Below are 21828 nucleotides of genomic sequence, written 5' to 3'. Positions count from 1 at the left end.
TATTAAACAATTCTATTTAACATTGAGGTTATTTATGAGTGATGAAAACGAGTATACACCACCAAAAGTATGGACGTGGGAAAGTGAAAGTGGCGGTAAGTTTGCTAGTATTAATCGCCCCGTTGCCGGCGCGACTCATGACAAAACTCTACCTATTGGTGAGCACGCATTTCAGCTTTATTCTCTTGCGACACCTAATGGTCAAAAAGCCACTATTATGTTTGAAGAGCTTTTAGAGCTTGGCTTAACTGGTGCAGACTACGACGCATATTTAATAAATATAGGTGATGGTGATCAGTTCGGTTCTGACTTTGTTGATATTAATCCAAATTCGAAAATCCCAGCACTAATGGATCATTCAACCACGCCACCGACTCGTATTTTTGAATCGGGTTCTATTTTACAGTATTTGGCTGAAAAATTTGATGTACTCATCCCTAAAGACTTAAAAGCTAAAACGCAGTGTCGTAACTGGCTGTTTTGGCAAATGGGCTCAGCGCCATACTTAGGTGGCGGATTTGGTCACTTTTATAGCTATGCGCCAAGTAAAATGCAATACCCTATTGACCGTTTTACAATGGAAACTAAACGCCAACTTGATGTGTTAAACCGTCATTTAAGCGAAAACGAATACATGGCGGGTGATGAGTATTCAATTGCCGATATCGCCATTTGGCCGTGGTACGGCTCGCTAGTTCTAGGTGCTTTGTATGATGCTGCTGAGTTTTTAGATGTTGCTTCATACACTCACGTTGTACGCTGGGCTACACAGGTTTCAGAGCGTCCAGCTGTAAAACGCGGTCGTCGTGTTAATCGCACATGGGGCCCTGAAGAAGAGCAAATGGCAGAGCGCCATAAAGGCAGTGATTTTAAATAAAATAGCCACGCATCTTTGTATAAAAGCCAGTAATATTTTCTGGCTTTTATACTTCAAAAAACACGCCATTTATTGCCAATAAATCAATTAAAGCAACAGCTTAATACAAATTAACTATTTAAATAATTTATTATAAAATTATTTTCTTTTAAAATATGAAAACGCTCCAAAATAAGCTAACTTTAATATAAATTATTAAAACTAAGTGTTTTTATGCGTATAACTATTTATCTCATCATCATAAGCCTCTTTTATACGGCCTCTTTTTCCTTTAGTACCTACGCTGAAAATATTAAAACACTGACTATTTATCACGATTCTGACTACTCTAATCATAACGAATCCGCCTATGCAATGAAAATGGGAGCACTTACAGCACTCGCCGAAATTAATAATAATGTACAAGGTTACCAAATAAATTTTATTGAAAAAGATAATAGAGGAAACTCTAATCGCAGCTTGCTGCATATGCAGCAGTTTTTAAAAGATTCAAACGCGTTAGTTTTTTTGGGGGGTCTACACTCTCCTCCCTATATTAAAAATAGAGATTTTATAAATAAAAATAAACTATTACTTTTAGTTCCTTGGGCTGCTGGTGGGCCAATTACCCGCTACCCTGACGAGAAAAACTGGGTATTTAGACTCTCTGTAGACGATACAAAAGCAGGCCATAGAATGGCCCAATTTGCAACGCAGACTCTTGGTTGTCAAAAACCCCAACTGTTATTAGAAAATACCCCTTGGGGTAAGTCTAACAATATTGCGATGAGCAAAGCATTGGGGAATATTAAAACTAAAGTAAATTGGTTTAATTGGAACATAAAAGCGAATAGTGCAAAAATAATTCTACGTGAAATCATAAGCGACCAAGCAGATTGTATTTTGTTTGTGGGTAACGCACTTGAAGGAGCTGAAATAATTAACGCTATGGCAAGCTTTGTAGAGAATAAGCGAGTACCTATAATTAGTCACTGGGGGATCACTGGGGGGATTTTTTCACAAATGTTGAGCACGCAATAAAATCAAACCTCAGCCTGCATTTCATACAAAGCTGTTTTTCTTTTTTAACTAAACCCCAAACAAAGCTTACCAAAAACGTGGTAAATCAAGCGCTATCGCTTTTCCCCCTTCTATAGCACCAGAAAAGCTGGATTCTCCGGCTGGGTTTATCCATGCATATGATCTTACTAAAATCCTATTACAAGCCATTTCGCAAACAACATTAACCGACGATATACAAAAAAACAGGGCGAATATTAGGCTCGCATTAGAGAATTTAAATCAACCAATCGATGGATTAATTAAACAATATAAGCAGCCTTTTACTCAGTGGTCTAATGATGATGCAGATGCACATGAAGCACTTGGGTTAGGTGATTTATGCATGGCAAATTATAAACCTGATGGGAGTATTCATATATTAAATAATTTAGAAGGCAGTCCAGAATAATGCCAAACTCACTGAGTAATAAATTTAAACTGACAACAAACAATGCATTTTATACTTTTTTAGCATTGAGTTTAATACTTTCAGTAACAATAAGCCTTTTACTTGTTGGGAGCAGAGCTAATGATGCTATTTATGATTTACAGAGTAAAAGTATAGAAATTGAATCAGAGTTAACCACTAGTTACTTAATGCTTTTTATAGAAACCCGAGAACAGATCCTCAAAGATATTGCTCGCCAGCCAATTTTGTCAAATGCAATCATGGGCTCAGAAACATCTAAAGCTGCGCTATTAGATTACCTTGATGAATATAAAATTTTAGGAAAAACCGAAAAGCTTGTTATTACAAATATTCTCCAAGAAGTTGTGTATAGCAGTGACTCATCATTAGCTGAGGTAATTGCGACAGAACCTACTTGGCTAAATAGTATAATTAACAATCAAATAGAAAGCGCTGTTATTTTACGGTCATCACAATCGCAATATTTTTTTACCATTGCAGTACCTATAAAATATAACAACCTCAGTGAAGGGGTGCTAACAGTACAATTTAGCACACCGCTTAGGGAGTTATTACCTGCAAAATTTGTATTAAATAATCATAACATCATACTCAGTGGCCCTTGGGTCTCTTTTTCAAATTTAGATGAAACACAGCAGTATATTTCAATCAGTAAAACACCGGTTGGCTCCACAGGCATTGAGTTAAATTATTTAATAAAAAACAGCTTGTTAGCTGAAAAAGTAACCGCCTTTATGCTAGATATAGCAGTAGCTCTTATTTTAAGCCTACTCCTTTCATCTGTTGTGTTATTAATTTTTGGTAGGCATTTACTATTAAACCCATTTAAGCAACTTGAGATTTCAAAAAAAGCAATCAAATTAAGTGAAGCCCGTTATGAGTTAGCAGTTGAAGGCAGCAATGATGGTATTTGGGATTGGGATATCCTCTCTAATACAATCTATTTTTCCCCACGGATTAGAGTATTACTTGGATACAATGAAAACGATATAGAGTTTTTACCTAATACAATTGAAACATTTAATAACCTAATTCATATTGATGATATAGATGAAAACCAAAAACAATTAAAAGCGCATTTAACGCAAAATAAACCATATAATATTGAATACCGCTTAAAGAATAAATCAGGTGTATACCGTCACTTTAGAGCGAAAGGCATGGCATTACGAGATAGCAATAATATTGCCATCAGAATGGCGGGCTCAATTACTGACGTCACTGAACAAAAAAAATCACAAGAGGCATTAAAAAAAGCCAAAGAACAAAATGATTTATTGGCCCATGCTATAGAGTCTTGTAATGTAGGAATATCGATCGCAGACGCTAAGGTCCCTGGTCTACCTTTAGTATTTTTAAATAGCGAGTTTGAAAAAATAACAGGTTACAAAAAAGAAGATATGATCGGTAAAAATTGCCGTATTTTACAAGGCCCCAACACAGATAAAAAATCAATATCGGTCATTAAAAATGCAATAAAAACCTTAAAAACTCAGCGTGTAGAAATAGTAAACTACAAAAAGGATGGCACCGCATTTTGGAATAGTTTACAAATCTCCCCTGTTTTTGACGAACACTCTAAACTCACCGCCTTTGTAGGAATTCAGCAAGATATCACTAAACGGATTGCTGCCAATCATTCATTAATTGAAGCAAAAGCATTAGCAGAACAAGCGAATATAGCAAAAAGTGAGTTTTTAGCCTCAATGAGCCATGAAATACGTACGCCTATGAACGGAGTACTCGGTATGCTTAACTTTATTTTAGATAGCCCTTTAAACGAAAAGCAGCAATATCAAACACGTATTGCACTTAACAGTGCAAATTCTTTACTCAATATAATTAATGATATTTTAGATTTTTCAAAAGTAGATGCAGGTAAGCTTGAGCTAGAAGAGTTAGAGTTTAACTTGCATGCCATGCTAGGAGATTTTTTAGAAACAGTCGCAGCTCAAGCATATAGTAAAGGTATTGAACTTATTTTAGATATTACAGATATCAAATACCCTTTTGTTATTGGAGATCCTGGACGACTCAGACAAATATTAACAAATCTTGTTAATAACGCCCTTAAATTTACCCATGTAGGGGAAGTTCAAATTATTGCTAAATTAATTCCCACTAATGGGAATGAAATACGCTTTAACTGCCAAGTGAAAGATACCGGAATAGGCATTCCAGTAGAGCAACAAGCCAAGCTATTTAAATCATTTTCACAAGTAGATTCTTCAACAACACGGAAATACGGCGGGACAGGATTAGGCTTAGCCATCGTTAAAAAACTCTGCAATTTGATGCAAGGTGAAGTAGAGGTAAAATCGGACGAAAATAAAGGGAGTAACTTTATTTTTGATATCACTTTAAAGAAAGGTAAAAAAACAGAAAAAGTAATGCCTCCTATAGATATTACTGGAATTAACATACAAATAGCGTGCAGTAACAAAAGCCAAACTAACGTACTTCAAAAGCAGCTTACACAATGGGGAGCAATCGTAACAATAAGCTCATCAGCAAAAATTGCGCTAAATACTTACGAGCAATTTTATACCCAACATGCTCATCCTTTCGACATTGTAATTATTGATACAAAACTTAGCGACAGTAGCGGATTAACACTCGGTAAAACGATTAATGATCTAAATCTTCTCAGTACAGCAAACCTTGTATTGATGACCACAATAGATCAGTTTGAAACTAATGAACACTATAAACAAAATGGTTTTACTGCTTACTTTCCAAAACCGATGACAACTAAAGATATTTTTAACCTTCTTACAAAATGCTTACCCGAGAGAAACACTTTACATAGTGAAAATACCCAAACTTGTACCATAACCGAAAAACCACTTGGGCCGAATGATATTGTATGGCGTGAAGATATACGTATTTTATTAGCTGAAGATAATCAAATTAATCAGATTGTCGCCGCAACAACATTGAAAAAAATGGGAATTAGTGTTGTAGATATTGCGACCAATGGTAAAGAGGTACTTGATTACTTAGATCAAAAAAATACTATTGAGCCATACTCTCTTATTTTAATGGATTGCCAGATGCCTGTTATGGACGGATATCAGGCAACAACTTTAATTAGAAATAATGAAGCAAGAGATAAAGCAAACGCCATTACAATCATAGCAATGACAGCGAATGCTATGACGGGTGATAAAACTAAATGTTTAGATTCCGGAATGGATGACTATATATCAAAACCAATTGCCCAAGATATTTTATTTGAAAAGCTTTTAAAGTGGCTTCCTCACTCTGTAAAATAGACATTCAGCCACATTTTCTTACATATATTTAGTTGTTCTAAAATTAGTCGTTGGTACTATAAATTAATCTTGAGCAATACTATATTGCTCGTTAATTTAAAGAATTAACGAATGAATAAAATAATAATAACGCTATGTGCTTTAGCTCCTTGCCTTGTATCAGCACAAAAACTAGCAATACAAACAACACAAGCATTAATTACAACCGACTCCGCAACTGTATTTGCATATAACAAGACCCTAAAGCAGCTTGAGAGCATCAATTTACTAAGCGCAAAAAGCATTCAACTTACCCTACCCAATAATGCGATTGGTTTTGATGTAGCAACACTTGCCAATGCCGATACCAAACAAGCACTAATTTTAGCAAACGACGGGGTTTATAAAACCAATAGCGATAAAACAACATTATTGTTTACTTATGAATCAGTGCTTAATACATTAAAAGTAGATGAGTTTGAGAAAATTGATTTTGTTTTTGATGCCAATAACGATGGCTTAAGTGATATTTTTATCCCTAATTTAACAAGCAGCACCTTATATGTTCAAAACAAAGACGGCAGCTTTAAGCCCAACCAATTTATGCAAACACCTTTGTATGAAGGTCGTTTTTCAAGTAAAGGACTTTCGCTGGAAGTTAATATTAGCAATAAACCCGTCGTTATTGATTTTAACCACGACGGCTTAAACGACCTAGTATTTTCAAACGACTTTGGAGCAGATGTACTCCTTGCTAATTCAGAGGGCTTTGAGCAAAAGCTTACCTCAATTGACTTTGACATCGAGTTAGGCGAACTAAGTAATGGTGAAACTCGAAAAATAAAGCAAATTATTGATATTAATAACGACGGATTTCTTGATTTTACAACCAGGCAGTTTAAGCCTACGCAAGGTATGGATTCGTTAGATATAAAAATAGCACATACTTTATACCTAGGGAGCGCTAAAGGTTTTACTAATACGCCCATTACCTTATTTGAAACACAGGGCCCTAGTGAACTATTGCTCAAAACTGATTTTAATAATGATGGCTTAATTGATTTACAAAAAATGGACTTAGATATTGGCTTAGGTACTATCGCGTCTATGGCATTGGGCGGTGGCAGTACTGATGTAGATGTAGAAATGAATCTTTATAAACAGCAACCCGACGGCTCATTTGCCAATAAATCGAGTATCGAACTTGATTTAGAAATGGAAGTGGGAATGAACGGCAATGATTCCAAACCAGCGCTCTATTTAGGCGATATTAACGGCGACAGCTATATTGATGCGGTATACAAATACAGTAAAAAAACACTGTATATTTATTACGGAGAGCAAGATTCACTGCTAAATAAAAAACGTAAGAAATTAAAATTAACGCTGCCTAAAAATAACAAAGATATTCTGTTAGTTGATATAAACCAAGATGGTAAAAAAGATTTTGTATTTAAATTTACCGAAGAAGATGGCACCAGCAAAATAGAAACACGGTTAAATTAAGCCAATAAAAAAGCCCAACAGAATTAACCGTTGGGCTTTGGACTTAAGACTTTCGAGTAACAGTCAGCTTTACTCTAAGTAATAATACCTAAGCAGTTACATTTAGCAGCGAATCGCCTTCACTTAAACCAAATTTCTCTTGCACTGATGCAAGAATTGATTCTTTATCTTCATCAGACAACTGGTTTGAATACTCAGTTAAGAGCTCATCTAAATAGCTGACTACTTCGTCTGTATCGACTGATTCTAATGAGTTTTGCGGCGGTGGCGGACGCTGGCCTTCTGCCCGTCCTGCATCACCAATACTTTTAGCATCAAATTCAAGTTCGCCCATTAAATCAGCAAGCTCTTTAGTGGGTGCAATACCTTGCTCTTTAAACGCCGCTTGAATACTTTGCGCATCGTCGCTAGTTAAGTTTTCTGCATCAAACTGTGCAAGCGTTTCTTTAATAAAATCGCTTTGCTCTGTTGTTAGCTTTGCTGTTTGGCTGCTTTGTTGCGACATCAAACTGGCAGAACTGCTGTTAATACTATTAATCATTTTAGTACCCTTTCAACGTTCACGACGAGGTGGTTTATGATCGCTAAGCTCTTGTTCACTGATTTCGCCATTACCATCGGCATCTATAGAATCAAAAATTGTTTGTGCATCGCCGTGCGGTGGTTTTTTAGCACTAAACTCTTCAAAGCTAATTACACCATCGCCATCAGTATCAATAGTTGAAAAATCAGGTCTTTCAGGAGGATTGTCACCGCCTCGTGCAGCTACATTAGCTGAAAAAGCAATAGATAATATTGCCACAGTGGCAAGTGTTGAAAAATGCTTCATAGTAATAACCTCGTATTTAAGAATTAAATTAAGATTACGCTTTAAAAACGCAAACAATGTGCAAACAATAGGGAAGTAGTAAATTATTTTGATAAAAAAATTAATTTAAAAAGTTATGGTTGATTGCATTGCAATCAATATATAAGCTAATAAAATAATACGATTAATAACTGACGAGCAGTTGCGTTACTGCCCTTAATTCTCAAAGCTGATATACTGCTTGAGCCAATTAAACAAACAAATACAGAGCACTTTCATAAATAATGATTAATAACCAACCCTACTTAGCAGGCAATCTGTGAAAATACCTAAACGCCTACAACCTCTTGTTGATGATGGCCTTATTGACGAAGTTATAAGCCGACTAATGAGCGGCAAAGAAGCCGATGTATTTATTGTGCGTTGTGGTGAACACATACGCTGTGCAAAAGTGTATAAAGATGCCGTTAAACGTAGCTTTAAAAAAGCGGCACAATACCAAGAAGGCCGAAAAGTACGTGGTGGACGCCAAGCCCGTGCTATGGGCAAACGCTCTAGCTATGGCCGTCAATTAGAAGAAGAGATTTGGCAAAATGCCGAAGTGGATGCGCTATCTCGTTTAGCCGGTGTGGGTGTACGTGTACCTGATACTTACTTTTGTATTGATGGCGTGCTGCTTATGGAGCTCGTGTCGGACGAGGATGGTAACGTAGCTCCTCAACTTGGACATGTCGTTTTTAGTGAAGAGCAAGCGATTGAGCAGCATAAACTCATGATGCATTATATTAAGCTTATGCTTTGCGCAGGTATAATACACGGTGATTTATCTGAATTTAATGTACTTGTAGATAATAACGGCCCTGTAATTATAGATTTACCGCAAGCAGTTAACGCTTCAGCAAATAACAGTGCACAAGCTATGTTTGCACGCGATGTAAATAACATACGCCGCTACTATGGTGAATTTGCGCCAAGCGTACTAAAAACTCAATACGCTAAAGAAATGTGGGCATTATTTGAAGAGGCCAATTTAACGCCTAATTCAACGCTTACAGGTGAATTTGAAGACAGCGACGAACTTGCCGATGTAGATTCTATTCTTGATGAAATCCAAGCGGCAGAATATGAAGAGTTTGACCGTTTAGAGCGAATTAAAAATGCTGACGATGATGAGTAGCTCATCGTCATAGCTCACTAATCCCCCCTTACTGCGGGTGCACAAATCGGTAGCCAACCCCATAAACAGACTGAATAACACTTTCAGTTTGTGTCACTTCATCTAGTTTTTTACGCAACTTTTTAATATGGCTATCAATAGTACGATGGCTCACAATACGCTGATCGGCGTACATAGTGTCCATTAAACTATCGCGCGAATAAATACGATTTGGGTTGTTAAACAAAGGTTTAAATAGCTGAAATTCAAAGTTCGTTAGCTCTATGCTGCTTGATTTGTATTTTACGTTGTAGGTGCTCTCATCAAGTTTCATTGTTGACTCTGTAACATCACTTGCGTTATTTAATCGCCTTAATATAGCTTTTACGCGTGCCACCAGCTCAGCATAACTAAACGGCTTACAGATATAGTCATCAGCACCTAACTCTAGTCCAAGTAATCTATCTATTTCTTCGACTCTTGCCGATACCATAATAATAGGCACGTTTGAAAAGCGCCTGATTGCTTTACACAATTCAATGCCACTTTGGCCAGGTAACATTATGTCGAGTAAGATTACACTCGGGCTGTTAATTTCAAGCCAAGGTAATACTTCATTCCCGTGATGTATTTGATGAGTGATAAAGTGGTGGCTGCTTAAAAAGTCACTCATTAAGTTAGCTAGCTTTACTTCATCTTCCACAATCAGAATTTGTTCACTCATAGGCATCTCTGTAAGTAACCTCAACTTTATTTTTATAAACTAAATCGTCGGCAATCTAATAATAATGGCAAGACCACCTAAACTGGCTTTTTTAGCAGCTATTTCACCATTATGGCCTTTAACTATATGCTGGCAAATAGATAAGCCTAAACCAGAACCCCCTCTTGGCGATTACGCGAACTATCTACTCGATATAAATACTCAAACAAATGCGATAAATGCGACTGCTCTACACCTACGCCATTATCTTCAATTATAAGCTCTAAGTAGGTTTGCCCTTTAATACTTATATTGCTAGCCGTTAATGAAATAGTTGAGCATTGTGCATAGTGTACTGCGTTCATTAAAATATTATCGAGTAGCTGCAAAAGGCGTGTTTTATCTGCTTGTACAGTTATGTGTTTAGCGCTATTTAGTAAATGAATTTTTATATTATGTTGTTCAAGCACAACCTGATATTTTTGCTCAATAGTATTTAATAATAACGCCATATCAGTAGGTTGCATAATGTAGTGCATACCTCCTAACTCTGCGCTATTGAGCATATGCAAGTCGTCTATTAAGCGTTTTAAATGCAAAGCTTCATCGTTAGCCGAACTTATATTTTTTGTGTTCGGTTCTCGTATACCAAGTAGCATAGCTTCAAGTTCACCGAGTAAAATGCTCATTGGCGTCCTAAGCTCATGAGAAATATTAGCAAGCCATCGCTTACGTACTTGCTCATCTTTAGCGAGTGTAAATGCAAGGATATTAAAATCTTCGCTTAATTGGCCTAATTCGTCTTTTCGCTCAAGCGTAAGTTTGGTCTCGTAATTACCTTGCGTTAAGCGATGCATACCGTTAGCAATTTGCTTTACTGGGCTTACTAGGTGACGAGACAATAAAAAGGTAACCAGTAATGTAAGCACTACCGCAGCTAAAGCAATAAACCATAGGTAGTTAGTTTGTTGCTGTAAAAAATCAAGTTCATAACCATCCACCAAGCTATCTCTTTTAGAAACAGCTAAGTAACCCACTACTTTATCGCCCACTGTAATTGGGGTTGTTATATATTTTAAATCACTGAGATACTTACCCACTACTCGCTGTTTATTTTCATCAAGTAAAGCGTAGTGAGCAATATTGTCCGGTGGTGGGCGGCGATCCATCCCTAAACGAACATGATCGGGTGGCGGTCGTCGCATCATACCTCCTCTGGGGCCTGGACCTTTTGGTGGTCTAGGTAAAAACTGGCTATTTTCTAGCTGCGATTCAACAAGCTTTCTAAAATTTTCGCCATCGCCAACAACGCGTTGCCATGAGGGTGTTTGTTCGTACTGTCTTGACAGCTGCGCAACAAGTGGTTCAAGCGCTTTCACCTCTTTTGCATTAACAAAATCAATTACGCCTTGGCCTATACTCCATTGTATAAGTACCACCAGCCCTGCAATAACACTAAAAGTAAAACTAAATAGTATTAAAAAAAGTTTATTATGAATTTTCATTAATGCGTGTTTTCAACCTTGCTAGGAAAGCTTTCAAATCGGTATGTTATAAACTCTTTGCTTTGATCGCTAACATACAACGTAGCAACTATTTTTTTGCCTTGAACGGTCCAATACATATGACCATGATTATTTAAAGTAACCGATACGGTATTTATACCACTTTTAAATAAGTTAGCAGGTAAATGCAACGCTTGTCCGTAAATTCGCTGTATTTTAATCCCATTTATATATAAATGAGCATGACCTTGTAAAAAGCCCGTGTCATCGTTTGTAGTAACGCTCATCATTTGCTGCATGTTCATCGCACCCTCAGGGGGTACAGATAAATCATAGTTCTGTGTATCTAAAATTAAGTTATAACCCGACATACTATCTTTTAATAACTTAAGGCTTAATGCCGGGATTGGCGTATCACTTGGCACTGCTATAGGCATATGACTATGATCCATCATTTCCTGCCGCGCAAAGAGCTTAAAGCTCAATAGCGCAGCAGTAGTTAGGATCAATGCGTATTTAAAATAACGCATAGTTACTCCTTATATTCCCGGTGGTGGACCCATTGTTTCGCCCGTATCACAGCGACCAATTGAATTATCGGCTAATTGACCTTTAAAACGAGGCCCTATTTGATAAGGAAAAGAAGGCTGTAATTTACCATCGCTGTCTAACGTTAGTGTTATATGGTAGTGATAACCCTTGCCATCGTTAGTATCGTGGCCGTTATGCTCATCTAATTGAGCACCGGTTACTGTTTTTTGTGCGTAGTAATAATCTTCAAAATAATAACCATCGTCGGCATTTAATGTATTACCAGAGAGCGTCGTTACTTCTGCGCCAATAGCAGGACCTGCATCACTTGTTTGTGTACCTTGGCTAACATCGTATTGATCAACTAAGGTACAGCTTCGCTCGCCCTCAGTACCACAACCACCCTCACTTTCTGATGCGCCATAATCACGCATTTCCCAGCCGCTTAATGCAAGTTGACCGTTACTTTCATAAGGACCATAAAGCGGATAGCCATCAGCTGCAAACCCATAAATAGGTGAATGCGCATCGCCATCATCTTCAAGTAAATCAGCTAAGCAACTCGTATAAAAGTGATGATGATATTCACCGTTAGCAGCATGTCCGCCACACACATCAACATCATATTGCTCAGCAATGGGCGCTAGTGTATACCAAATATTATTACCGTAGCTCATACCATCGCCCCAGTTAAATATACTGGTGCCATTAACCATTAAGCCAACTGTACCTAAACCTGTTTCACAAGTTTCAGTGCCTGATAAGTCGGTAGGTGTTATCGGAAAATACGCCTCAACTGTTTGTTCTGTCGGGCAACCTGGTCCTGGAGGCCAATAACCTGCACCGCCTGTGTCATCACAGTTTTCAGTGCTGCTGTTATAGCCAATATCTTCACCAAACGAAATGGTTTGCCCTACTGCTGCTGAGGTTACACCGTTATAAAAATCAGTAGCTGCACGCGGGCGATTATTAAGTGCGTCTACTTGGTCTTGTGTAAGCGTTACGTCATATTTAGGAATGTCAGTTGTTTGCACATACATGTATTCAACGTCAGCATCTTCCTCAGTAACAGTAACAACCTCAACTGATTGAACATCTTCAACCACTGCGCCATTGTTTTGTATATAAGTGGAGGTTGTATCGTTGTTAATTAACCAGCTGGTAAGTTTTGCACTATTATCAACTACACCAGTATCTGAGTCTGATGAAGCAATAACATTAACTATAACGGTATCTACAACGACATCGTTTGTGCCGTCATCTGCACTGATTTCAAATACAAGTGCTTCATCGGTTAATACCTCAGGTGCAACAAACTCAGTAGACGTTGCGGTACTTGAAGATAAACTAACGGTAGTGCCTGATGTTTGTGACCAACTAACAGATACTTCGCCGTCATCTTCAACCGTTGAACTTAAATAAACGGTATCACCCGCATTAACAGTTTGGTCAATACCGGCGTCAACCGTTGGAGCACTATTACTGACCGTTTCGCCGTCTGTTGTAGTACTTGTAGAATCGCTGTTACATGCGCTTAAAGCGATACAAAGCGCGCTTAATGCAAATAACTTAGTTACATTAGAGGCTTTTGTTTTAAGAAGTGTTTTCAATGCTTGAACCTTTACTTTAACGTTTAATAAAACAAAGTTAACAAGTAAAAGTGCAAACAATGTGCACAAACAAAGGAAGAATCTACATAAAATTACAACTGTGGTCTTTTAAGCAAAAACTTATCTTTGGTTGTACTAAAGTAATCGCCGCCCATTTTGCCCACTGCATTTAATAATTCAGGATCAATATAGCCATTACTCATCACTTCATAGTCTATAAAAATACCCACTACATCCAACAACATCATTTTTCCGCCGCCAGGCTCATTTGAAATACTAATAACTTCGCGTAACTTACATTCAAACCGTACTTTTGAATCGGCAACGCTTGGCGTATTAACTAACTTACTTGGAGCTTGCGCGATGTTAGCTGCATCAAATTCACTTATATCACTAGGGTAATTTGCACAACTTTGATTCATTTTTTCAACTAGCTCTTGGCTAACTATATTAACCACACATTCTTTAGTTGCCATTAGATTACTGAGCGTATCTTTATTCGTTTTATCACTAGGGTTTACTTGCGTAACACTTAAAACAGGTGGCTTGCAGCTAGCCACAGTAAAAAATGAATAAGGCGCAATATTCGCAATACCTTCACTATTTAATGTACTTATCCATGCGATAGGCCGTGGGCTTATACCGCCGACTAAGTAAGAGTAAACATTTTGGTTGGTATTTTCGGTGAGATCTAAAAACATACTTTTCCTTTATTAAAAGTCACGCGGCAAATCTTAAAATAAGTTTATTACGTACAATACATTAAAGCAGCAGCCATTTTTTAAAATATGCATGAAAAAATAAACATAGTGTGGTTTAAACGTGATTTGCGTCTTAGCGATCACCAACCATTAAAAAGTGCATTTAGTAATGGCTTACCGACACTGTTACTTTATAACTTTGAGCCATTACTGCTCGAAGATGCACACTACAATGAGCGGCACTGGCGCTTTGTATATCAATCAATAGTTGAGTTAAATAATCAGCTAGCGCGTTTTAACGCCTGTGTTCATATCTTTAATTTAAACATGAGCGATTTACTTGAATCGTTAAAGACGCAGTTTGAAATAGTAAATATATTTAGCCATCAAGAAATAGGCTTAAACAATACCTTTGAGCGCGATAAAGCAATAAAAACTTGGTGCCAGCATAACCACATTAATTGGCTAGAGTCGCAAAAAGGCGCGGTTATTCGCGGCAAAAAAAATCGTAATAATTGGAATGAACGCTGGCAGCAAACAATGCAAGCACCTATTGCTGTTCCTAATTGGAAGAGTATAAAAACAATTACCCTCAATAACTACCAAGCACCTGAGCTGCCAAGCGCTTACACGCAAGATCACGACAGCTTTCAACAAGGCGGCCCGTTGCATGCACGCCAAGTAATACAGAGCTTTTTTGCCGAGCGCGGTAAAGGTTATCAAAAAGGAATATCGAGCCCAAGTTTAAGCCAAACCCATTGCTCTCGGCTTTCGCCTTATTTAGCGTGGGGGAACATTAGCCTTAGGCAAGTGTATCAAATGGCAATTGATGAATATCACTCAAAGCACCCCGATAAAAGAGGCTGGAAGCGCCCACTTGCTGCGTTTGTATCGCGCTTGCATTGGCACTGCCACTTTATGCAAAAGTTTGAAAGCGAATCCTCTATGGAATTTTTAGCCCTTAATTCGGGTTATCACGTATTTCCGTATCGCGATGATGAACATGTTAAAAACGATATTGAACGCTGGGCGCAAGGTCAAACAGGTATTCCCATTATTGACGCTTGCATGCGCTGCTTAAAAGCCACCGGTTATATAAACTTTAGAATGCGCGCCATGCTTGTAAGCTTTGTAACCCATCATTTAAATATAAGTTGGCAGCAAGCAAGCTTTCCGCTCGCTAATTACTTTTTAGATTTTGAGCCCGGAATTCACTACCCGCAAATTCAAATGCAAGCCTCGGTAACAGGCATTAACACCATTAGGCACTACAACCCAATTAAGCAGTCAGAAGATCAAGACCCAACAGGCTCGTTTATTAAAAAGTGGTGCCCAGAGCTTGAAAAACTCCCTATTGAATATTTACATCAGCCTTGGGAGCAAACTCCAATGGAAGCACTCTTTAACGACTTTAAATTAGGGGAGGATTACCCTGAACCCATGCTTGATTTAACAGCAGCCTCAAAAGAAGCACGCGAACGCTTATGGCAATATCGTGAGCGAGCCGATGTTAAACGCGCCATAGGGAAAATTCTTAGGAGGCACGTAGCAATTACACCAAAAACAAGCCAAGTAAGAAATAAAAATAACACTGAAAGTAATAGTGAGACTAAGTAAGCATGACGCATAAAAAACTAAACTTACCTCAAAAAATATGCCCTCTTTGTAATAAACCTTTTACGTGGCGTAAAAAATGGCAACGCGACTGGGATAACGTTATTTACTGTTCAGAGCGCTGCAGACGTAATAAATAAGAGTAACAATTAGCTGGCGTCTATTTTGCAACATCATCAGTAATTAGTGCTTTTAAGGCTTTATATAAGTTTATTTTGTAAATAACGCTTAACTAACCTGAAAAGCTTACACCCAAGCAAGGGGAAGATGATGACTATTAAAAAAACGGCAAGTTCTACATGGTCTGGCGACATTAAAACAGGCAAAGGTAGTATATCAACTCAAAGTGGCGCGCTTAACAAACAACCTTACGGTTTTAATACCCGCTTTGAAGATAAGGCAGGCTCAAATCCTGAAGAATTAGTAGGTGCAGCGCACAGTGCATGTTTTAGTATGGCGCTTTCGCTTGCATTAGGTGATGCAGGCTTTACTGCAGACAAAATTGATACTAAAGCCACTGTAAGCCTTGATGAAGTAGATGATGGTTTTTCGGTTACGCATATTGCCCTTGAAGTAAAAGCGCGTATTGATGATATTCAAAATGAGCAGTTCCAAGCCTTATGCGAGCAAACCAAAAAGAACTGTCCTATTTCCAAGCTCTTAAATACTGAAATATCATTAGATGCGACACTTCAATCAGCATTTTAACTATTTAGACTTAACTATTACAGTCCCTTACTAAACAAGCCAAGTAAATATTTACTTGGCTTTTTTATTATAAAGAAGTATCTCTAGGGCGTGTTGTTCTTTGGTGGTTGAATTTACAGCAATGTGCTTGGTATTTAGGCTAGGCAGAGCCTATGTTGTGTGGTTATTCCCCATTAATAGGTGATAACGCAGCATAGATGCCAAACATGCGCTGCCCTTTGGGTTCTTTCTAGGGACGATTGACTCTTTGTTGCCTACATGGGTGTAGGTAAGGGGCGTGAGCAGGACGCGGAAACTTTGCTCGGTTTTTACTTATTCTTACATGGATGTAAGCCAGTAGAATAAAGCAGGAGCAGTTATCGATCCCACTAGGTTACAAACCTCACGCCGCGATTAAATCGCCCCTAGATTGAATAAATTTCAATCCACAAAAATCAACACGCCCTAGGTTTATTCCTACTCAAAGCACTTACTACTAGCCCAATTCCCATCCCAAGCGCTGGCCATACTACCCAGATATAACTAGGCGAAGTTAGTAAATTTATAACGCTTAGCAAAGTTAAAATAAGTAAATATGCTTTAATTTTTTTGCCTATTGTAATTGTATTGCTCATTTATATTCTCCAAGTAATTTATGTCGCTATTATTGTTTTAATAAGCAACGTACACACCTGCCAAATGTCACTAAGTGATCTGACATTAGTCATTATTTTTCATTTAATTACATAGTTATTTATTACGTATAAAAACATAAAAAACAATACTTTAATCTATTTGTGTTAGAATCTAATCTCAACTAACCTAAACAAATATGCATAAGAGGATGAGCTAAGTGAGCGAAAAATCAAAAGATTGCGAAAAAGTGACGTGTAGTAACTGTGCTGACGCTAACGATCTCGAATTTGATTTTTCTATGGCTTTTCAACCGATTATAAACTGTAAAACTAATCTTATTTATGGCTATGAAGCGCTGGTTAGAGGTTTAAATGGCGAGTCTGCTTATTCTATTATTTCAAAAGTGAATGAAGACAACCGCTATGCATTTGATCAGCTTTGCCGTATTAAAGCCATTCAACTAGCTTCAAAGCTAGGCATAACATCAATGCTAAGTATTAATTTTTTACCTAATGCTATTTATAAACCAGAACGATGTATACGCACCACACTAGAAGCTGCAAAAAAGTATAACTTTCCAATTCAAAATATTATGTTTGAATTTACTGAAGTAGAAAAAATAGAAGACACCGCACACATTAAACGCGTTGTTGATTACTACCAGTCTCTCGGATTTAAAACGGCTACCGATGACTTTGGTGCAGGTTATTCTGGTTTAAATCTACTGGCTGACTTTCAAACAGATATTATCAAGCTTGATATGGCGCTAATACGCGATATAAGCAACGATAAAAAACGCCAATTAATAGTAACTCATTGCTTAAATATGTTTCGCGACTTAAACATTACCGCACTGGCTGAAGGAATTGAAACAGTAGAAGAATATACGTGGCTAAAAAACGCAGGTGTTGAGCTTATGCAAGGGTATTTATTTGCCAAACCAAGCTTCGAAAACTTGCCTGAGGTAACCTACGTTTTTAATTAAGAAAATCTACAATATTCAAACAATTTATTACAATCATTTAATTGCCTTATAAAACTGCATTAATATAATGCCCATTCTAGTAACAAGTTTACTCAATTATAAGAAGGGATACTTATGCGCTTTTTAATGCCACTCACTTTACTCACACTTAGCTGCACAGCGTCTGCAAACGCTGAGCAGTCAGAATCAAAACAATGGTTTAACTCTATAAACTACGCAAAAATTGATTCTGATTATTACAGCGATGATGTGTATGGGCTATCAACTCACTATTACTTTGAGGAACAGCAAAACTCTGGTGTTTGGGATGATTATGGCTACTTGGATACAGATAGTAATATAGGCTTAAATTATTTTAATTCAGATAGTTACAGTGGAAAAGGTATTTTTGGAGAAGGCTTTTACGGCAATGCTTTTGCAACTTTTGAACTACCTAACATTGGTGATGCCGACAACTATTCGCTTGGTTTAGGTTACTTGTTTGCTGATTCACTAAAAGTATCTGTACGTATGTTAGATTATGAATATAGTGATACAGTTTATTTGTTTAAAGCTCAGTATAATCATGAGATTAACGACACCGACTACATTGGTTTTACTGTTGAAACAGATGATGAAACAGAGTCGTGGGATTCTATCATCACGTTACTTTGCCCACCTTTATGATGACAGCTATTTTGCTATAAATGTTGACTATCTAGATGTTGGCGACGACTCAGTTTTTAATGTACTCGCAAACTATTACTTCAATAAACATGTTGCGGTCGGTATTGGCTCAAACGATTCTGATTTAGTGATTGAAGGTAAGTACTTTATTAATGATAGCTACTACTTTACAGCTAATTACACTGATGATGATAACTACGATGTATACAACCTTAGCTTTGTAGCCCAATTTTAATAAGTACAAAAAAGCCGCCTTACTGGGGTCACTTCAGTCAAACAAGGCGGCTTTTACTAAACAACTATAACTTACATATTACCCAGCTCTATCATCATAGCTGTATACATACGCAAATTAAGCTCTAGTTGCTCAAGCGTCATAAATTCATGCTCTGAGTGACCTGTGTAGCGCTTACCTGGCATTGAAGGACCAAACGATACCGCGTTATCAAACAGCTTTGCATTAGTCCCACCACCAATCGATACAAAGTCAGCTTTTTCGTCACCCGTAAAATGCTTGAAAATATCAAGTAGCTTTTGTGCATGCGGCGCACCATCTAGTAGCATTGGAGTGCCAATAATTGTTTCTATGTTAGCAAGCGTTACATTGTTAGCAGCCTGCCAATTCGCGAGTGCATCATCAATTTGCTTTTGCAGTACAGCTTCGTCTTTACCCATAGGGCGACGTGCATTTACAGCAAGTGTTAGCGCATTACCATCGCGCTCAATAACTGTTGGTGCAACCGTCATCGGGCCCATAAAGTCGTGCTTATAGGCTATTTCGCCAAATTGTTTACCGTGAATGTCTAAACCAATTAACTGGTTTACAAAGTCGATTAGCTCGCCGTCGCTATTATTTTCAAGCTCCACGCCTTTAAATAATTCAGCCAAATACGCAATGGCATTTATACCTGACTCTGGCTCTGATGAATGTGCCGACATACCTTTAACGCTTATTGCTAAGCTATTACTTTTTTCACTAAAGTTAAATTCAACTTTATTTAATGTTTTTGCTTTTGCTTTTAATGTATTAATAAGTGCCGCGTCTGCATTGTGAAGTACTAAGCTTGCATCTTCTGGAATTTGACTTCTAAACGCACCGCCAGTTACATCCTTTACATATAAACCCGTCTGTGGTGATGTTGCATTAAAAGTAGGTGCAATTAAGCTCCAGCCTTTCTCGGCAACCACTACAGGGTATGATGCATCAATCGTTACTGCATATTTTGGTTGTTCATACGTTTTCATGAATTTAGTAAGCGGACCCCAATCAGACTCCTCTGCAAGGTAAATCATCAGCTCAATTCGGTTATTAAGGGTTATGCCTTTATCTTTAATTGCTTTCATGGCGTAAAGCGCTGTTGCTATTGCACCTTTATCGTCTTCCGTACCACGACCAACTAATTTACCCGGTTCAGATGTATCAATAATAAAAGGACTTTGTTTCCATTTGCTAGCATTAGCAGGTTGCACATCGCCGTGGGTTACTACCGTTACTTTTTCGCTTTGCTCGCCCATACCAATTAATACGGTGTAGCCTAAATCTTGATAGTCAAAACCAAGCTCTGCGGCTTTCATTTTTAAAAGTGCTTTAAAGCCAATAAAATCGGGATTTTGAGGAGCGCTAATGTCGTTTTTATTAACCGTCGGAAAAGCCACTAAGTTAGTTAGTGTGTGTATTTGAGCATTTTGGTAGGTATTTACTGCGTAATCGGCAACGCTATCAATATTTTTATTTAACTGCGCATGAGCACCAAATGCAAATAAAGCAATACTGGCTAAAGCTAACTTTTTCAAAACAATTCCCATTTAATTAATAACTAAGAGCATTAATTATAACGCTATGGGAGGCTTACATATAGCAATTTGTGGCAGGCACACAGGTAACTTAAGGTAAATATTTATATAGCAGCTTTTATGAGGATGAATGTATAATGCGCGACTTAAAATTAACAGGGTCTTTAATTGTGAACCGTCGTAAAAAAATCGTCACTAAATTTCAAAAGAAAGATAAACGCACTAACGCTAAACTACACAAAAGCAACAAACCGTCTTATGTATCAAAAGCTGAGCGCGAAAAACTAGCTGAACAAGAAAGTAATGAGCCACAGGTAACCCAAGAGTAACTTTACGTTACCCGTTGCTTTGATAATTTAAAGTGGCAAAAGTAGCGACCACTTACATAACATATCACTCCCGTGGCAACTATAAGCTCAAACGTAGCTAAGTAATTAACTGTATCTACATATGGTATTGCGAGGTTTATACTTTGCATCCAGTCTTTCATTTTAAATAATGCAGTTGCCCCAATAACCATTGGAAATGTAAAAGCAGCGTAGCTCGGCGTAAAAGGTCTGCGTAATAACTTTATAAATAACACATAAACAATCAGTGTTTTTATTATCGCTAATATAAATAATGCCCCCACTATAACAAGTGATGGATTAGCTACAATATGAAAATACCCCGCTAATGTTAAACTGGCAGGCGCAGCTAAAATGGCAAGTGTTGGCTGTATTTCGTAGTCACTTTTTAATGCTAATAAAAAACGATAAAACATAATTGGCAGCATTATCGCGTACGTTGATATACCAATAACCAGCGCGCTATAAGCTAACCACGCTAATGTCGGATTTCCCGAAAAAGTAATATCTGCAATAATTATCCCTACTGGTGGCACAAACCAGCTGGGCGCCATATCCTCAAAGTTAAACTTTTTTGCTCGCTGGTATAAAAAACTCACCAAAAATGTGAGATGCAGCACAAAAGCTAAAACCCACATAATATCACCAGCCAATGGGTTAAATTGCCCAATTGAGTTTGAAATAACAAGATTAGCCATTGCAAATGTAGGGATCACACTTCCTGCAACTGGGTGTGCTAAATCGGCTTTTAATAAATGAGGGTGTAGTAAAAACTTAGCAGCCAAAAGTAAAACTAATACGCCAGCTAATACCGCTCCCAAAAATTGCCCTTGAGAGTTTAAATTAAAAACGTTTTCCCATGTCCATCCCATACTAGCAATACCCAAAGCTAAACCGGCCATAGCTGTTGGCGCACCCATCACTTTATTTTTAAATTGCTTAAACACTGTACTTCCTAATCATTGGGTGATGAACAA

General features: G+C 37.6%; 20 protein-coding genes and 2 pseudogenes. 12 read left to right on the top strand and 10 right to left on the bottom strand.

All coding sequences use genetic code 11. The annotated features are described in order from the left end of the window. Positions 1-34: 34 nt before the first annotated feature. The 4 genes and pseudogenes from yghU to P4S71_RS14255 all read left to right on the top strand — a co-directional run bounded on the left by yghU (position 35) and on the right by P4S71_RS14255 (position 7108). Complete coding sequence (gene yghU, locus P4S71_RS14270; protein WP_007376875.1) at positions 35-877, top strand: glutathione-dependent disulfide-bond oxidoreductase; 843 nt, start codon at positions 35-37, stop codon at positions 875-877. A 213-nt stretch (positions 878-1090) separates the two neighbouring features. Further along, positions 1091-2327: pseudogene (locus P4S71_RS14265) on the top strand (ABC transporter substrate-binding protein). Further along, positions 2327-5623, top strand: a complete 3297-nt coding sequence (locus P4S71_RS14260; RefSeq protein ID WP_337150874.1) for a PAS domain S-box protein — start codon at positions 2327-2329, stop codon at positions 5621-5623. Before P4S71_RS14265 ends, P4S71_RS14260 begins: the two are co-directional and overlap by 1 nt. A gap of 111 nt (positions 5624-5734) precedes the next feature. Further along, the gene (locus tag P4S71_RS14255) at positions 5735-7108 is read left to right on the top strand and encodes an FG-GAP repeat domain-containing protein (protein ID WP_337150873.1); all 1374 of its coding nucleotides are present in this window, start codon (positions 5735-5737) and stop codon (positions 7106-7108) included. Between the two features lie 88 nt (positions 7109-7196). Here P4S71_RS14255 and P4S71_RS14250 read toward each other — a convergent pair whose 3' ends face one another. Together P4S71_RS14250 and P4S71_RS14245 are read right to left on the bottom strand one after the other, a co-directional pair. Beyond that, the gene (locus tag P4S71_RS14250) at positions 7197-7649 is read right to left on the bottom strand and encodes a hypothetical protein (RefSeq protein WP_337150872.1); all 453 of its coding nucleotides are present in this window, start codon (positions 7647-7649) and stop codon (positions 7197-7199) included. A gap of 12 nt (positions 7650-7661) precedes the next feature. Next, positions 7662-7937: an EF-hand domain-containing protein gene (locus P4S71_RS14245; RefSeq protein ID WP_007376870.1), complete on the bottom strand. Its 276-nt coding sequence runs from the start codon at positions 7935-7937 to the stop codon at positions 7662-7664. A gap of 298 nt (positions 7938-8235) precedes the next feature. Between P4S71_RS14245 and P4S71_RS14240 the strand changes: the two genes are divergently transcribed. Then, positions 8236-9093 (top strand): PA4780 family RIO1-like protein kinase, encoded by an 858-nt coding sequence (locus P4S71_RS14240; RefSeq protein ID WP_337150871.1) that lies wholly within the window; start codon positions 8236-8238, stop codon positions 9091-9093. A gap of 28 nt (positions 9094-9121) precedes the next feature. On the opposite strand, the gene P4S71_RS14235 is transcribed toward P4S71_RS14240, so the two are convergent. The 5 genes and pseudogenes from P4S71_RS14235 to P4S71_RS14215 form a co-directional block, all read right to left on the bottom strand. Next, entirely contained in the window at positions 9122-9796 is a 675-nt protein-coding gene (locus tag P4S71_RS14235) for a response regulator (protein ID WP_033023590.1), read from the bottom strand. Positions 9797-9835: 39 nt separating this feature from the next. Next, positions 9836-11280, bottom strand: a pseudogene (locus P4S71_RS14230) (ATP-binding protein). Beyond that, complete coding sequence (locus P4S71_RS14225) at positions 11280-11810, bottom strand: hypothetical protein (protein ID WP_337150870.1); 531 nt, start codon at positions 11808-11810, stop codon at positions 11280-11282. The pseudogene P4S71_RS14230 and the gene P4S71_RS14225 overlap by 1 nt, the downstream one beginning before the upstream one ends. Positions 11811-11819: 9 nt before the next feature. Further along, positions 11820-13481 (bottom strand): YHYH protein, encoded by a 1662-nt coding sequence (locus tag P4S71_RS14220; RefSeq protein WP_096794130.1) that lies wholly within the window; start codon positions 13479-13481, stop codon positions 11820-11822. A 32-nt stretch (positions 13482-13513) separates the two neighbouring features. Next, the gene (locus P4S71_RS14215) at positions 13514-14122 is read right to left on the bottom strand and encodes a flavin reductase family protein (RefSeq protein WP_096793521.1); all 609 of its coding nucleotides are present in this window, start codon (positions 14120-14122) and stop codon (positions 13514-13516) included. An 87-nt stretch (positions 14123-14209) separates the two neighbouring features. Here P4S71_RS14215 and P4S71_RS14210 point away from each other — a divergent pair, with 87 nt between their 5' ends. The 3 genes from P4S71_RS14210 (at position 14210) to P4S71_RS14200 (ending at position 16444) form a co-directional block, all read left to right on the top strand. After that, the gene (locus P4S71_RS14210) at positions 14210-15739 is read left to right on the top strand and encodes a cryptochrome/deoxyribodipyrimidine photo-lyase family protein (protein WP_337150869.1); all 1530 of its coding nucleotides are present in this window, start codon (positions 14210-14212) and stop codon (positions 15737-15739) included. Positions 15740-15741: 2 nt separating this feature from the next. Then, positions 15742-15876 (top strand): DUF2256 domain-containing protein, encoded by a 135-nt coding sequence (locus P4S71_RS14205; RefSeq protein WP_076925416.1) that lies wholly within the window; start codon positions 15742-15744, stop codon positions 15874-15876. Positions 15877-16006: 130 nt separating this feature from the next. Further along, positions 16007-16444: an OsmC family protein gene (locus P4S71_RS14200; protein WP_008136991.1), complete on the top strand. Its 438-nt coding sequence runs from the start codon at positions 16007-16009 to the stop codon at positions 16442-16444. A gap of 434 nt (positions 16445-16878) precedes the next feature. Here P4S71_RS14200 and P4S71_RS14195 read toward each other — a convergent pair whose 3' ends face one another. Continuing rightward, a complete protein-coding gene (locus P4S71_RS14195; protein ID WP_096793523.1) occupies positions 16879-17058 on the bottom strand; it encodes a 2TM domain-containing protein in 180 nt (59 codons plus the stop codon). Positions 17059-17276: 218 nt separating this feature from the next. Between P4S71_RS14195 and P4S71_RS14190 the strand changes: the two genes are divergently transcribed. The 3 genes from P4S71_RS14190 to P4S71_RS14180 all read left to right on the top strand — a co-directional run bounded on the left by P4S71_RS14190 (position 17277) and on the right by P4S71_RS14180 (position 18945). Next, entirely contained in the window at positions 17277-18044 is a 768-nt protein-coding gene (locus P4S71_RS14190) for an EAL domain-containing protein (RefSeq protein WP_096793524.1), read from the top strand. A gap of 114 nt (positions 18045-18158) precedes the next feature. Next, complete coding sequence (locus P4S71_RS14185; protein WP_337150868.1) at positions 18159-18710, top strand: putative porin; 552 nt, start codon at positions 18159-18161, stop codon at positions 18708-18710. Beyond that, positions 18658-18945, top strand: a complete 288-nt coding sequence (locus P4S71_RS14180) for a hypothetical protein (protein WP_337150867.1) — start codon at positions 18658-18660, stop codon at positions 18943-18945. The genes P4S71_RS14185 and P4S71_RS14180 overlap by 53 nt, the downstream gene beginning before the upstream one ends. A 71-nt stretch (positions 18946-19016) precedes the next feature. On the opposite strand, the gene P4S71_RS14175 is transcribed toward P4S71_RS14180, so the two are convergent. Further along, on the bottom strand, positions 19017-20504 hold the full coding sequence (locus P4S71_RS14175; RefSeq protein WP_096793526.1) for a dipeptidase: 1488 nt from the start codon (positions 20502-20504) through the stop codon (positions 19017-19019). A 137-nt stretch (positions 20505-20641) separates the two neighbouring features. Between P4S71_RS14175 and P4S71_RS14170 the strand changes: the two genes are divergently transcribed. Next, entirely contained in the window at positions 20642-20833 is a 192-nt protein-coding gene (locus tag P4S71_RS14170) for a DUF2986 domain-containing protein (RefSeq protein ID WP_033030776.1), read from the top strand. Between the two features lie 2 nt (positions 20834-20835). Here the strand turns inward: P4S71_RS14170 and P4S71_RS14165 are convergent, their stop codons facing one another. Beyond that, complete coding sequence (locus P4S71_RS14165; RefSeq protein WP_096793527.1) at positions 20836-21798, bottom strand: TDT family transporter; 963 nt, start codon at positions 21796-21798, stop codon at positions 20836-20838. Between the last annotated feature and the right edge of the window lie 30 nt (positions 21799-21828).

It is taken from the genome of Pseudoalteromonas sp. B62 (assembly GCF_037162565.1).
In the GTDB taxonomy this organism is placed as follows: Bacteria; Pseudomonadota; Gammaproteobacteria; order Enterobacterales; family Alteromonadaceae; genus Pseudoalteromonas; species Pseudoalteromonas fuliginea.
The sequence above is the reverse complement of the archived record's forward strand: the minus strand, read 5'-3'. Positions and strand labels throughout refer to the sequence as shown.

Bases quoted from the DNA above. Each gene is read 5' to 3' on its own strand.
- yghU (WP_007376875.1), top strand. From the start codon at position 35: ATGAGTGATGAAAACGAGTATACACCACCAAAAGTATGGACGTGGGAA.
- P4S71_RS14260 (WP_337150874.1), top strand. From the start codon at position 2,327: ATGCCAAACTCACTGAGTAATAAATTTAAACTGACAACAAACAATGCA.
- P4S71_RS14255 (WP_337150873.1), top strand. From the start codon at position 5,735: ATGAATAAAATAATAATAACGCTATGTGCTTTAGCTCCTTGCCTTGTA.
- P4S71_RS14250 (WP_337150872.1), bottom strand. From the start codon at position 7,649: ATGATTAATAGTATTAACAGCAGTTCTGCCAGTTTGATGTCGCAACAA.
- P4S71_RS14245 (WP_007376870.1), bottom strand. From the start codon at position 7,937: ATGAAGCATTTTTCAACACTTGCCACTGTGGCAATATTATCTATTGCT.
- P4S71_RS14235 (WP_033023590.1), bottom strand. From the start codon at position 9,796: ATGAGTGAACAAATTCTGATTGTGGAAGATGAAGTAAAGCTAGCTAAC.
- P4S71_RS14225 (WP_337150870.1), bottom strand. From the start codon at position 11,810: ATGCGTTATTTTAAATACGCATTGATCCTAACTACTGCTGCGCTATTG.
- P4S71_RS14215 (WP_096793521.1), bottom strand. From the start codon at position 14,122: ATGTTTTTAGATCTCACCGAAAATACCAACCAAAATGTTTACTCTTAC.
- P4S71_RS14210 (WP_337150869.1), top strand. From the start codon at position 14,210: ATGCATGAAAAAATAAACATAGTGTGGTTTAAACGTGATTTGCGTCTT.
- P4S71_RS14205 (WP_076925416.1), top strand. From the start codon at position 15,742: ATGACGCATAAAAAACTAAACTTACCTCAAAAAATATGCCCTCTTTGT.
- P4S71_RS14200 (WP_008136991.1), top strand. From the start codon at position 16,007: ATGACTATTAAAAAAACGGCAAGTTCTACATGGTCTGGCGACATTAAA.
- P4S71_RS14195 (WP_096793523.1), bottom strand. From the start codon at position 17,058: ATGAGCAATACAATTACAATAGGCAAAAAAATTAAAGCATATTTACTT.
- P4S71_RS14185 (WP_337150868.1), top strand. From the start codon at position 18,159: ATGCGCTTTTTAATGCCACTCACTTTACTCACACTTAGCTGCACAGCG.
- P4S71_RS14180 (WP_337150867.1), top strand. From the start codon at position 18,658: ATGAAACAGAGTCGTGGGATTCTATCATCACGTTACTTTGCCCACCTT.
- P4S71_RS14170 (WP_033030776.1), top strand. From the start codon at position 20,642: ATGCGCGACTTAAAATTAACAGGGTCTTTAATTGTGAACCGTCGTAAA.